The following is a 12,100-nucleotide window of genomic DNA, read 5'->3' as shown; positions in this document are numbered from 1 at the left end:
CTTCTGGAGGTGAACAAGGCCTATATGCAACTGCAACTGGCCTATAAAACAGCAGACGTTTTAATAAAAGCCCAAGAGGCAGCCCTGGAGAACAAAAGGATCGCCGACAACAGTTTTAAGCAGGGCTATCTCCAGAAGTCGGATGTGCTGGCCGTGGAAGTGCGGCTCACTGAAATAGAAAATCAACTGCAATACGCCAGAAGTAGTATTAAAAACGCATCGAACTCTTTATCGGTAATGATGGGCGATGAGACCTATACGATCTTACAACCTGCAGATGCCCTGTCCGTTAACACCAATGAAATTTCTATGGAAACATTTTCGGAAGAAAGGCCAGATATCCAGGCGATGGCCATGGCAAGCGAGGCATACAAACAAATATATACGGCAGATAAAATGAGTTTCCTGCCAAGATTAAATGCTTTTGGTTTCTACGAACTTCACGATGATCAGATCTTCCAGGGCGATGCCAATGGATATTTACTGGGAGCAGAACTAAAATGGAATATCCTGGAAGGCAGCAAACGTTTTGGCAAAGCAAAAAAAAGTAGAGCGGCCTACGAAAAGTCGAAACTAGAATTACAACAGTACAAAATGGAAAGTCAGGTTGAGCTGCAGAGGGCGAATCGCATGCTTCAGGACATGAAAAATAACCTGAAGCTTACCGCCCTGGCGTTGGAACAATCAAAAGAGGCACTGCGTATAAGGACCAACCGCTACGAAGAGGGTCTGGAAAGAACCACAGACCTGCTTCTTGCAGAAACTCAGTATTCACAAAAACAACTGGAATATTACACCACCATATTCCAGCATAACTACGCCCTGGCGTATGTTCAATTCTTAACCAAAGGATCATGATCAGAGGTAAACAATTAATCAGAAGAAAAATGAAAAATATACATATAACAGCCATCTTGGTAGCAGGGTTTCTTACATGGGGTTGTGGCGATAAAAACAAGGAGATAGACGCCAACAATATACCCGCAGTTGAAGTACAAGTAAGTACGGTAACTGAAGAAGGTGGCACACCCTTTTTATCTGCCAGTGGGAAGGTAGAGGCCGTTAACAATGCTAACCTAAGTACCCGAATGATGGGGTATGTTGACAGAATTTATGCAGATGTAGGCGATCGGGTAAAGAAGGGACAACTGTTGCTAAGTATCAACAATGCTGATATTTCGGCCAGACTGGCGCAAGTCAACGCAGGAATAACCGAGGCTTCTGCAGCATTTAACAACGCCGAAAAGGATTACAAACGATTTATGAATCTCTTTCAGGAAAATAGTGCCTCCCAGAAAGAACTAGACGATATGACCGCTAATTACAATATGGCCAAGGCTCGACTGGAGGGCGCCAGGGAAATGAGAAATGAAGTAAATGCCCAGTTGTCTTATATCAACATAAGAGCACCTTTCAGCGGAGTAGTGACCAACAAATTTATAAAGGAAGGAGATATGGCCAATCCCGGAGCGCCTTTACTGGCGATGGAGACTCCCGGTAATTTCCAGGTGATGGCCATGGTCCCTGAAACTGAAATCCTAAAAATAACATTGGGAACTGAGGCAGGGGTTGTGATAAAGTCTATAAATGAGACAGTGAAAGGAACGGTAGCCGAAGTAAGCACCTCGGCCACCAATACAGGTGGGCAATATTTGGTTAAAGTGACCCTCGATAAAACCACCGTACCCATTTTGTCTGGCATGTATGCCACGGTACAATTTCCTTTAGAGCAAAAAACAGCAGCTCCTACCATTATGATCCCTGTAAAAGCCTTGGTAAACCAGGGACAACTTTCCGGGGTCTTTACGGTTAGCCAGAGTAATACGGCCTTATTAAGATGGCTGCGCCTTGGCCGGACCGTTGGGGATGAGGTAGAGGTCTTATCTGGGCTTGCACCCAACGAATCATACATAACCAGTGCCCAGGGCAAATTGTTCAATGGGGCCAAAATTAGTATTCAATAATTAAAAAGCTGCGTTAGGGATTGATGCGGAACCCCGCAGGCCTTACATTTTTTAAGGACGAGGAGTACTAGCGGAAAGCCCGCCCGAACGCCAAAAATAAAAAGCATGAAAGAAGGATTAGCAGGTAAGATTGCAAAGGCATTTATAGGGTCTAAGCTCACCGTATTATTGATGATCGTATTTATGGTCATAGGGGTTTATAGTTCCTTCCTGATTCCGCGGGAAGAGGAACCACAGATTGATGTACCCATGGCCGATATCTTTGTTGGCTATCCCGGGGCTAGTCCTACGGAGGTAGAATCTCGGGTCGTGAAGCCGCTGGAAAAGCTTATTTCAAACATCAAGGGGGTGGAGTATGTGTATTCTACCGCTATGGAGGGCCAGGCGATGGTAATTGTTCAGTTTTATGTGGGAGAGGATATTGAGAGGTCTTTTGTGAAACTGTACAACGAGATCAACAAACACATGGACATTATGCCGCAAGGCGTTACTTTTCCGCTGGTAAAGACCAGGGCCATTGATGATGTACCCGTTTTGGGCCTGAGCCTTTGGAGTGATCAGTATGATGACTATCAATTAAAACAGATAGCCCAGGAACTTACGGATGAGATAGAAAAAATAAACGATGTGTCTGCCACCCAAAAGATAGGCGGAAGAAACCGACAGCTACGCGTGGTCTTGGATAAGGATAAAATGAGTGAAAGTGGCCTGGATTTCCTTTCCATAGCCGAAATGATAAAGGCCAACAACCAACAATTAAACAGTGGTTCGTTTGATAAGAACGATACCGAGTTTCTGGTAACGACAGGGCAATTTCTGTCTACTCCCCAGGATTTGGAAAATCTGGTAGTAGGGGTGCAACAAGAGCAGCCCATCTATCTAAAACAGATATCCACTATTTATGACGGTCCTGAGATCCCTAAAAACTATGTGTCGTTTGGTTATGGCAGGGCCAGTGACCAGGCAGACACTTATTTCTCCGAATATCCGGCAGTAACTATTTCTGTGGCGAAAAGAAAGGGAGCCGATGCCATGAACATTGCCGACTTGGTTTTAGAGAAGGTAGAACATCTTAAAAAGAACCTCATCCCAAACGAGGTACATGTAGAAGTAACACGGAACTATGGAGAAACGGCCTCCCATAAGGTCTCTGAGCTATTAATGCACCTAATGGGGGCCATCGTTGCCGTGACGTTTGTAGTAATGCTGGCCATGGGATGGAGAGGTGGACTTGTAGTGTTTTTATCCGTTCCTATCACCTTTGCATTAACATTGCTCAGCTATTATATTTTAGACTATACCCTTAACCGGATCACGCTTTTTGCGTTGGTCTTTGTGACGGGAATTGTGGTTGATGACTCCATTATCATTGCGGAGAATATGCACCGGCATTTTAAGATGAAGCGCTTGCCATTTAAGCAAGCGGCACTCTACGCCATTAATGAGGTAGGGAACCCCACCATCCTGGCCACGTTTACGGTCATTGCATCGGTATTACCCATGGCCTTTGTATCGGGCTTAATGGGCCCATATATGTCGCCTATGCCCATTGGGGCGTCTATTGCCATGATCTTGTCCTTGTTTGTAGCCCTTACCATTACCCCTTATTTAGGCTTTATATTTTTAAGGGAAAAAGAAGATGGCAAAAAGCAAAAAGCAGAAAAACCACTGGAGGAAACCTTTATATACCGCATTTACGAAAAGTTTGAGAAGCCCCTGATTGAGAATAATAAGAAAAGGTGGCTGTTCCTGGGAATTACTTTCTTGTTATTGCTCGGATCTGTTGGCTTGTTGTTTACAAAATCGGTAGTGGTTAAAATGCTGCCTTTTGATAACAAGAATGAATTTCAGGTAGTGATAGATATGCCCGAAGGTACTACCCTGGAACGTAGTGCGGTGGTTGCCAAAGAGGTATCTCAATACCTGTCTACAAGGCCGGAAGTGGTCAATTATCAAAGTTATGTGGGTACTTCTGCCCCGATCACCTTCAATGGACTGGTGCGCCACTACGACATCCGTTCTGGCAGCAATATGGCCGATATACAGGTAAACCTCGTAGACAAAGGGACGCGTAGCGAACAAAGTCATGCGATAGCCAGTTCCATGCGGAAAGAAATACAGCAAATCGGATCCAGATACGGCGCTAATATAAAGATCGTAGAGGTTCCGCCAGGGCCTCCGGTCTTATCCACTATTGTAGGGGAAATTTATGGTCCGGACCACCAGGAACAAATACAACTTGCAGATCAGTTACAGCAATTACTGAAAGGTACAGCGGATGTGGTAGATGTAGATTGGATGGTAGAAGCAGACCAGACAAAGTACGATTTTGTTATTGATAAGGAAAAAGCCATGCTCTATGGGGTAACGCCCCAACAAATTACCCACACCATGAACATGGCCCTTTCGGAGCAGGCGATCAGTACACTATACGACGAAGATGCCTCTAAACAGATAGAGATGATACTGGCGTTAGATGAGAAAGAGAAATCAACACCCCTGGATATCTCACAATTGAAAGTAAAATCGAACAGAGCGGTTATGATCCCCATCGGTGATCTGGTAGATATTCAGGAAAGCATCCAGGCTAAAAGCATCTACCGGAAGAATCAGAAGCGGGTTGTTTATGTTACGGCCGATATGGCGGGGGAATTGGAAAGTCCGGTGTATGCCATCCTGGGCATGACCGATGCACTTAAGGAATTACCTCTACCGGAAGGCTACTCTATCCAGGAACTATATATAAAACAACCCGATTTTGAAGATGATTATACTGTAAAATGGGATGGGGAGTGGCAAATTACGTTGGAAGTATTCAGGGATTTGGGGCTTGCCTTTTTAGGAGTCATTGTTATCATCTATATTTTAATTGTAGGCTGGTTTCAAAACTTTAAGGCACCTATTGTCATGATGGTGGCCATTCCGCTATCGTTGATTGGGATTATGCTGGGGCACTGGTTAATGGGTGCTTTCTTCACTGCCACTTCGTTTATTGGGATGATCGCACTGGCGGGTATTATGGTTAGGAATTCTGTCTTGCTCATAGATTTCATCAATATCAGGCTGGCTGACGGGATTTCCCTGAAAAAAGCCGTAATAGAAGCAGGGGCTGTTAGAACCACTCCTATATTACTAACCGCAGGAACCGTGGTCATTGGGGCTTTTGTCATACTTTTTGATCCTATTTTTCAGGGTCTGGCCATATCCCTGATGGGAGGAACCATAGTATCCACTGTACTTACACTCCTGGTGGTACCGCTGGTATATTTCATGATAGAACGCAAAAAATACCCCGAAGTTGCTGAGGCAACCACCTTGGAAAACCAGGAGTAAGAAATTTGAATGACACCTCAAAACAGGTGTGAGAGGTAACAATTTAAAGCACAAATAAGATGAAACTACTAATAGTAACCGCCGTAGAACAGTTTGAAAAAGAGATCCCAAAACTTTTTAAGAAAGCTAATATTGAAAATTTTAGTGAGTCTGATATCAGTGGGTTCAAAAACCCTACCACCATGTTGCGGACGGCTAGTTGGTTCCCAAGTGATACAGGTGGGGTGGAATCTAGTTTATTCTTCTCCTTTACAGAAGGAGAAAATATTGACCATCTCTTTAAGCTCATTGAAGAATTCAATCAACATTTGGAAACCAATAACCCCATAAAGGCTATTGTAGTTCCTATCGAAAAGTTCATATAAAAATTACAGTGATGAAAAACAGAATTGTACGAGCCGTGGCCGGTTCTTTTATCCTTATCAGCCTCTTATTAGCCATTTATGTCAATATTCATTGGTTATGGTTCACTGCCTTTGTGGGTGCTAACCTCTTGCAATCTTCCGTCACCAAATGGTGCCTGATGGATGATATCCTTAATAAATTGGGGGTAAAAGAGTGATCTAGTGAGAGGGTCTTTTTAAGGGTAGATTCTACCCTACCCAAAAAGCTTGATGCTATTATTCCGGCTTTTTTACGCATTTTTGATATCACAAAACTTTGTATGGATCAAAGGCGTATCGGCATAGTCAGGAATTATTTTCTGGAGCAGTTCCGGACCACCCCGCTGATGGTTTTCTCGCCGGGGCGTATCAATTTAATTGGGGAGCACACAGATTACAATCTGGGATACGCACTTCCTGCAGCCATAGATATGGGTATTGTAATGGCCGTACAACAAAGCAAGGGGACCTCCTGCACCGCCATTGCCGTGGACAAGGACGAAAAATTTAGTTTTGATTTAAACCAATTGAAACCCCTTTCTAATGGCTGGATAAACTATCTGTTCGGTGTGGTAGACGAAATCCACAAAAAAGGGAAGATAATACCTCCTTTCGATGTTGTTTTTGGGGGCGACCTGCCTCCGGGAGCCGGACTTTCATCTTCAGCAGCCCTGGAGAACGCCCTGACATTTGGCTTGAATGAACTTTTTGGGCTGGGTCTCTCAAAAATGGAAATGATCCATATTTCACAAGCAGCCGAGCATAATTTTGTAGGCGTACAATGTGGCATAATGGATCAATTTGCCAGTATGTTTGGCCAAAAAGACCATGCCCTATTCCTGGATTGCAACACTTTAGGCTCGGAACAGATCCCATTCCACCCTAAGGAATACCAGCTGCTCTTGCTGAATACGAATATTCCCCACCAACTGGCAGATACTGCCTACAATGAGCGCCGTGAGGTTTGCAACAAGGCAGCAAAGCTATTTGGGGTTGGCTCGCTGAGCGAGCTCAGTCTTCAGCAAGTGGAAGTACAGCGAGATCAGTTTACGAGAGACGATTATCAAAAAATAGTATTCGTCCTGGAAGAGAATACCCGCGTTATCAGTGCTGTGGCGGCCCTAAGGAAGAATGATCTGCGTGCGTTCGGAGAACTTTTATATGCTTCCCATGCGGGATTGCAGTTTCAATACAAGGTAAGTTGCACTGAATTAGATTTTCTGGTAGATCTGGCCAAAGCGTCTGAAGATGTTTTGGGAGCACGAATGATGGGGGGAGGTTTTGGAGGCTGCACCCTAAACCTTATTAGAAAAAACACAGCAGATAGTTTTATACAACTGGCAACTGAGAAATACCATGCCCGATTTAATAGAGCGTTGTCTGCTTACCCGGTGGTACTGAGTGAGGGAACGCGACAGCTGTAAATAATCTGTGGTTGTTGCAGTAACCCTAGTTCCATTTTTCATTCCTTCCTTTTATACGGTCTTATAATTAGTCCTAATGGCCTGTCATAGGTGAAATAATTTACCATCCAGTCAAAGAAGGCCACGATCTTATTTCTGAATCCAACCAAGGACATGATATGAACAAACATCCAGACCAACCAGGCAAATGTCCCCTGAAACTTCCACACCTTGAGGTCTACCACTGCTTTTCGTCGTCCTATGGTAGCCATCACCCCCTTGTCGAAGTATTTAAAGGCCATCATAGGTTTGTCTTTTGATAGTCGCATTAAGTTTTTAGCCAGTAGTTTTCCCTGTTGCTGTGCAACCGGTGCCAACATAGGCAATCCTTTTGGTTCTTCCGGAGTTATATGGGCCGCGACATCTCCTATGGCAAAAATTCTATCACTACCAGACACCAGGTTAAATTCGTTGACAGCGATCCTGTTTCCTCCAATGATAACTTCCTTCGGTAATCCTTTGATAGGTGCTCCTTTTACTCCTGCCGTCCAAATGACCGTATCTGTTCTGAAGGAAGAAGTATCTTCTAAGGTAATATTGGAACCGTCATATCCATGCACTCTCGCATTAAGGTGCACATTGATCCCCAATTCATTTAAATAGCGCAAGGATTTGGCAGAAGCCTCTTCGGACATTGCCGCCAGTAATTTGGGGGAAGCTTCATAGAGATTGATACTCATTTTAGTAAGGTCTAATTCGGGAAAGTCCTTCGGGAGCACAAAGCGTTTCATTTCGGCCAGGGCCCCGGCAAGTTCTATCCCCGCAGGTCCGCCGCCTACTATGGCAATGTTCATGATCTCCTCCAGGGGTTCATTCCCGGTATTGGCCAGTGCCTTTTCCAGGTTTTGAAAAACAAAGCTTCTTAAATTGAGTGCTTCAGGGATAGATTTTAAAGTGAGGAGTTGATCCTTAACCGGTTCAAAATTGAAAAAGTTGGTGATACTCCCTGTGGCGATCACCAAATAGTCATAGGCAATCTCGCCTATACTGGTTAGCAGTTTATTTTCTCCCAATACAACCTCCTGCACCTCTGCCATCCGAAACGTTACGTTCTTGTTCCGCCTGAAAATACGGCGTACCGGATAGGCAATACTCCCAGGCTCCAAACCCCCGGTTGCCACCTGGTACATCAGGGGCTGAAAATTATGGTAGTTGTGTTGATCTATCAATAGTACCTCAACAGGCTTATTCCTCATGGATTTTGCCAGTTCTACCCCACCAAATCCGGCGCCGATGATCACAATTTTTAGTTTCTTGTTCTTCATTATCCTTGTTGCTATTTTCCCTTTCTTGCAAAATCAGGTATTACCAGATGATTGAGCAATGGTTTTTTTAACCCAATTTCAGATACTGCAACTCCCTGAATTGGTTTGTAAGTAATCCCTTAAAGATATTATATTATATGATATTTCACTGGTTCTCTTAATACAGGATTAGTCTAAGGGTATGCCACAAAACTTGCTGGGAATTGATGCTGTACAATTTCTGATTTCAGTATTTTATACTTACATTGAGGCATCATAGATTTATCTCTACAACTGTATGATCATAGGAATTCTTAAAGAACCATACGACAAACGTGTCTCCCTGGTTCCAAGCACCCTTAAAAAATTCAACGTAACAAATACCGAATTCTGGATGGAAGGTGGGGCCGGTGAACTGGCCAGTTTTCCGGATGCTAAATACGAGAAGTACGCCAGTATTAAAAGCAGGAAGTCTATCCTCGCCGAAGCAGATATTCTCGTCACCATTAATCCTATCCCCAAGGAAGATCTTCGCAGTATTAAAAAAGGGGCATTGCTGGTGGCTATGTTTTCTCCTTACACCAACCAACCTCTGATAGAATATATCAAAACCCTTGAGTTAAAGGCCGTAAGTCTGGATCTTATCCCCAGAACGACCATTGCCCAGACAATGGACATACTTTCTTCCATGGCAGCCATTGCGGGGTATAAGGCAGTATTATTGGCAGCCAATGAATCCCCTAGTTTTTTCCCTATGATGATCACGGCTGCAGGCAGTATTAAACCTGCCAAGGTATTGGTTTTGGGTGCAGGAGTAGCCGGTTTACAGGCAATTGCCACGGCCAGAAGATTGGGAGCTATGGTAGAGGCCTCTGACGTGCGCGCCGCCGCAAAGGAGGAGGTGGAAAGCCTGGGTGCCAAATTTGTTGAAGTCTCCGGAGCGATAGACAAAAAAGATGCCGGTGGGTATGCAGTGGAACAAACACCAGAATTTTTACAACGCCAACAACAGGAAGTGGAACAGCGTGCGGCCAAATCGGACGTGGTAATAACAACGGCACAGATCATGGGTAAAAAAGCCCCTATTTTACTTACGGAAGAGACCGTAAGTACTATGAAACCAGGATCATTGGTCATAGATCTGGCTGCCTCCACAGGAGGAAATTGTGAAGTAACCCAAGATAACAAGACAATAGTTTACAAAGGCGTAAAAATCATTGGCAACAGCCATCTGGCCGCTGAAATGCCCAAGGATGCCAGCTTTTTTTACAGTAACAATGTGGCGAATTATTTAAAGCTTATTGTAAAGGAAGGTCAGTTGGTTTTGGATCAAAAAAATGAGATCATCTCAAAAACTTTACTCTAACAGGAAGACTACTAAGCCAAATAATCACATATATGGAACAACTTTTTCTTTTTCTGGACGAAAACCTCATCCTGATATATCTATTAATCTTTACGGTAATCCTTGGGTTTGAAGTAATCTCTAAGGTACCAACTGTTTTACATACTCCTTTGATGTCTGGTGCAAATGCCATCAGTGGTGTGGTCATCATAGGTGCTATCTTACTCATCCGAAACGCATCCCCAACAGATTATTTTAGCCTAAGCCTGGGGGCTTTGGGCGTGGTACTGGGTATGATCAATGTGGTGGGAGGATTTGCAGTGACCAACCGGATGTTAAAAATGTTTTCAAAAAAGAAAAAATAAAATGATCACTACCGCCATTAATCTTACCTATCTGCTTGGAGCCACTTCCTTTGTAATTGGCCTGCGTCAGATGAGTTCGCCAGATACCGCTCGTAAAGGAAATGCCCTTGCTACCCTGGGGATGGCTATTGCCATTCTGGCCACTTTATTTATCCCCATAAGCAATGCACCCAACAACTACCTTTGGATTTTCGTGGCTATGATCATAGGCGGCATTATAGGCTATGTTAGTGCCGCAAAAATCGAAATGACGGCTATGCCACAGATGGTCTCTGTCTTTAATGGTCTGGGAGGGGCTTGTGCCGTGGTACTGGCATTTACCGAGCTCGCCCAATTTGCCAATGGATACTCTGTGCTCAATGATGGTCAATTACTTATTTTATTGATAACACTGCTGATAGGTGCCATTGCCTTTACGGGAAGTATGCTGGCCTATGCCAAGTTACAGGGATTAATAAAGGATCATCAGGTAACCTTCCCTAAACACAATATTCTGAACCTGATATTATTGGCAGGTTTGCTGGTTTTGAGTGGGTATGTGTATCTCCATTTGAATGATCCATCCATTTGGCAGATAGTGATCCTGATGGTACTCGCCCTGGTCTATGGATTTTCATTTGTGGCACCAATTGGTGGGGCAGACATGCCTGTTGTTATCTCCCTGCTCAATGCCTTTACCGGTCTTTCAGCTGCTGCAGCCGGACTCATTTATGACAATAAGATCATGTTAGTTGGTGGTATCCTGGTGGGTTCTGCCGGAATCATACTTACGGTATTAATGTGTAATGCCATGAATCGTTCCCTCCTAAATGTTTTGATTGGGGGTTTTGGGGAAAACAATCACAAAACCGACACCAAAGGAGAAAAACAACTGGCCAAAGAAATTACCTATACAGACCTGGCCATTCAACTCTATTACTCCGAAAGCGTCCTAATTGTTCCCGGCTATGGATTAGCAGTAGCCCAGGCACAAAAAGTGGTAAAACGGTTAGACAATCTGCTGTCTGCCAATGGAGTAGAAGTAAACTACGCGATTCACCCTGTAGCCGGAAGAATGCCAGGACATATGAATGTATTATTAGCCGAAGCAGATATTCCGTATCCAAAATTACTGGATATGGAAGAAGCCAATGAGGCTTTGCCCAGTACAGATATGGTGCTGGTGATAGGAGCCAATGACGTGGTAAACCCGGCCGCCTATGATGACCCGGATAGTCCTGTTTACGGGATGCCTGTCATCAACGTATGGGAAGCCAAAAATGTAGTGGTATTGAAACGAAGCATGAGTCCGGGGTACGCCGGTATTCAGAATAATTTATTCTTTCACCATAAGACTAAAATGCTCTTCGGTGATGCTAAAGCAACCCTGGAAAAACTTAATGACGAGGTAAAAACACTGGATTCCTAAATCAAGGATTTTATTTTATCTGTAATTAAGAGTTTGTCCGTTTAAGATCAAAAAGGTCTTTTCTTCGATCACGCAGGTTCCTTACCGCCCCAAACTGATTCAATTCGCGCAGTAGATCTATATCCACATCCGCAATTAAAATCATCTCGGTATTGGGAGTAGCCTCGGCCTTGATCCCATTTGTAGGAAAGGAGAAATCACAAGGTGTAAATACCATAGATTGGGCAAATTGTATGTCCATATTATGCACATTGGGCAAATTCCCCACGCTTCCCGCTATGGCCACATAACACTCGTTCTCAATGGCTCGTGCCTGGGCACAGTGCCGCACCCTGGAATAACCGTTTTGTGTATCTGTCAGGAAGGGAATAAATAAGATGTCCATTCCTTCATCTGCCAACAAACGGCTTAATTCCGGAAATTCGGAATCATAGCAGATCAACACCCCGATCTTCCCACAATCCGTATCAAAGGTCTTTAATTCATCCCCTCCCTGCATTCCCCATACCTTGGCTTCATCCGGTGTGACATGCAATTTTTCATACCGCTCCATACTACCATCCCTGCGGCATAAATACCCCGCATTTACCAGTTT

The 12,100-nt window shown here is 44.1% G+C and carries 11 protein-coding genes; 9 read left to right on the top strand and 2 right to left on the bottom strand.

The genetic code is table 11. The features are described from left to right. The 6 genes from WBM49_RS00120 to galK form a co-directional block, all read left to right on the top strand. On the top strand, window positions 1–858 hold an 858-nt coding region (locus WBM49_RS00120; protein WP_424370021.1), incomplete at its 5' end, for a TolC family protein. A 29-nt stretch (window positions 859–887) separates the two neighbouring features. Beyond that, window positions 888–1,964, top strand: a complete 1,077-nt coding sequence (locus WBM49_RS00115) for an efflux RND transporter periplasmic adaptor subunit (protein WP_424370020.1) — start codon at window positions 888–890, stop codon at window positions 1,962–1,964. Window positions 1,965–2,069: 105 nt separating this feature from the next. After that, a complete protein-coding gene (locus WBM49_RS00110; protein ID WP_424370019.1) occupies window positions 2,070–5,297 on the top strand; it encodes an efflux RND transporter permease subunit in 3,228 nt (1,075 codons plus the stop codon). Between the two features lie 59 nt (window positions 5,298–5,356). Next, window positions 5,357–5,662, top strand: a complete 306-nt coding sequence (locus WBM49_RS00105) for a hypothetical protein (RefSeq protein ID WP_424370018.1) — start codon at window positions 5,357–5,359, stop codon at window positions 5,660–5,662. 11 nt (window positions 5,663–5,673) lie between these two features. Beyond that, a complete protein-coding gene (locus WBM49_RS00100; protein WP_424370017.1) occupies window positions 5,674–5,859 on the top strand; it encodes a YgaP family membrane protein in 186 nt (61 codons plus the stop codon). A gap of 102 nt (window positions 5,860–5,961) precedes the next feature. Further along, window positions 5,962–7,104 (top strand): galactokinase, encoded by a 1,143-nt coding sequence (gene galK, locus WBM49_RS00095; RefSeq protein ID WP_424370016.1) that lies wholly within the window; start codon window positions 5,962–5,964, stop codon window positions 7,102–7,104. Window positions 7,105–7,142: 38 nt separating this feature from the next. Here the strand turns inward: galK and WBM49_RS00090 are convergent, their stop codons facing one another. Then, the gene (locus WBM49_RS00090; protein WP_424370015.1) at window positions 7,143–8,408 is read right to left on the bottom strand and encodes an NAD(P)/FAD-dependent oxidoreductase; all 1,266 of its coding nucleotides are present in this window, start codon (window positions 8,406–8,408) and stop codon (window positions 7,143–7,145) included. Window positions 8,409–8,685: 277 nt separating this feature from the next. Between WBM49_RS00090 and WBM49_RS00085 the strand changes: the two genes are divergently transcribed. The 3 genes from WBM49_RS00085 to WBM49_RS00075 are packed head-to-tail and all read left to right on the top strand — an operon-like array spanning window position 8,686 to window position 11,505. Beyond that, complete coding sequence (locus WBM49_RS00085) at window positions 8,686–9,753, top strand: NAD(P) transhydrogenase subunit alpha (protein ID WP_424370014.1); 1,068 nt, start codon at window positions 8,686–8,688, stop codon at window positions 9,751–9,753. Window positions 9,754–9,785: 32 nt separating this feature from the next. Next, the gene (locus WBM49_RS00080) at window positions 9,786–10,097 is read left to right on the top strand and encodes an NAD(P) transhydrogenase subunit alpha (RefSeq protein ID WP_424370013.1); all 312 of its coding nucleotides are present in this window, start codon (window positions 9,786–9,788) and stop codon (window positions 10,095–10,097) included. Between the two features lies 1 nt (window position 10,098). After that, window positions 10,099–11,505, top strand: a complete 1,407-nt coding sequence (locus tag WBM49_RS00075; protein ID WP_424370012.1) for an NAD(P)(+) transhydrogenase (Re/Si-specific) subunit beta — start codon at window positions 10,099–10,101, stop codon at window positions 11,503–11,505. A 25-nt stretch (window positions 11,506–11,530) separates the two neighbouring features. Here WBM49_RS00075 and WBM49_RS00070 read toward each other — a convergent pair. Beyond that, on the bottom strand, window positions 11,531–12,100 hold a 570-nt coding region (locus tag WBM49_RS00070; RefSeq protein WP_424370011.1), incomplete at its 5' end, for a carbon-nitrogen hydrolase family protein.

The sequence above is a fragment of the Muriicola sp. genome, assembly GCF_049669965.1.
Lineage (GTDB): Bacteria > Bacteroidota > Bacteroidia > Flavobacteriales > Flavobacteriaceae > Muriicola.
This window is presented reverse-complemented; position numbering and strand designations above follow the sequence as displayed.

Coding starts and splice junctions, on each gene's coding strand:
- WBM49_RS00115 (WP_424370020.1), top strand. CDS start 888: ATGAAAAATATACATATAACAGCCATCTTGGTAGCAGGGTTTCTTACA.
- WBM49_RS00105 (WP_424370018.1), top strand. CDS start 5,357: ATGAAACTACTAATAGTAACCGCCGTAGAACAGTTTGAAAAAGAGATC.
- WBM49_RS00110 (WP_424370019.1), top strand. CDS start 2,070: ATGAAAGAAGGATTAGCAGGTAAGATTGCAAAGGCATTTATAGGGTCT.
- WBM49_RS00085 (WP_424370014.1), top strand. CDS start 8,686: ATGATCATAGGAATTCTTAAAGAACCATACGACAAACGTGTCTCCCTG.
- WBM49_RS00080 (WP_424370013.1), top strand. CDS start 9,786: ATGGAACAACTTTTTCTTTTTCTGGACGAAAACCTCATCCTGATATAT.
- WBM49_RS00100 (WP_424370017.1), top strand. CDS start 5,674: ATGAAAAACAGAATTGTACGAGCCGTGGCCGGTTCTTTTATCCTTATC.
- WBM49_RS00090 (WP_424370015.1), bottom strand. CDS start 8,408: ATGAAGAACAAGAAACTAAAAATTGTGATCATCGGCGCCGGATTTGGT.
- WBM49_RS00075 (WP_424370012.1), top strand. CDS start 10,099: ATGATCACTACCGCCATTAATCTTACCTATCTGCTTGGAGCCACTTCC.
- galK (WP_424370016.1), top strand. CDS start 5,962: ATGGATCAAAGGCGTATCGGCATAGTCAGGAATTATTTTCTGGAGCAG.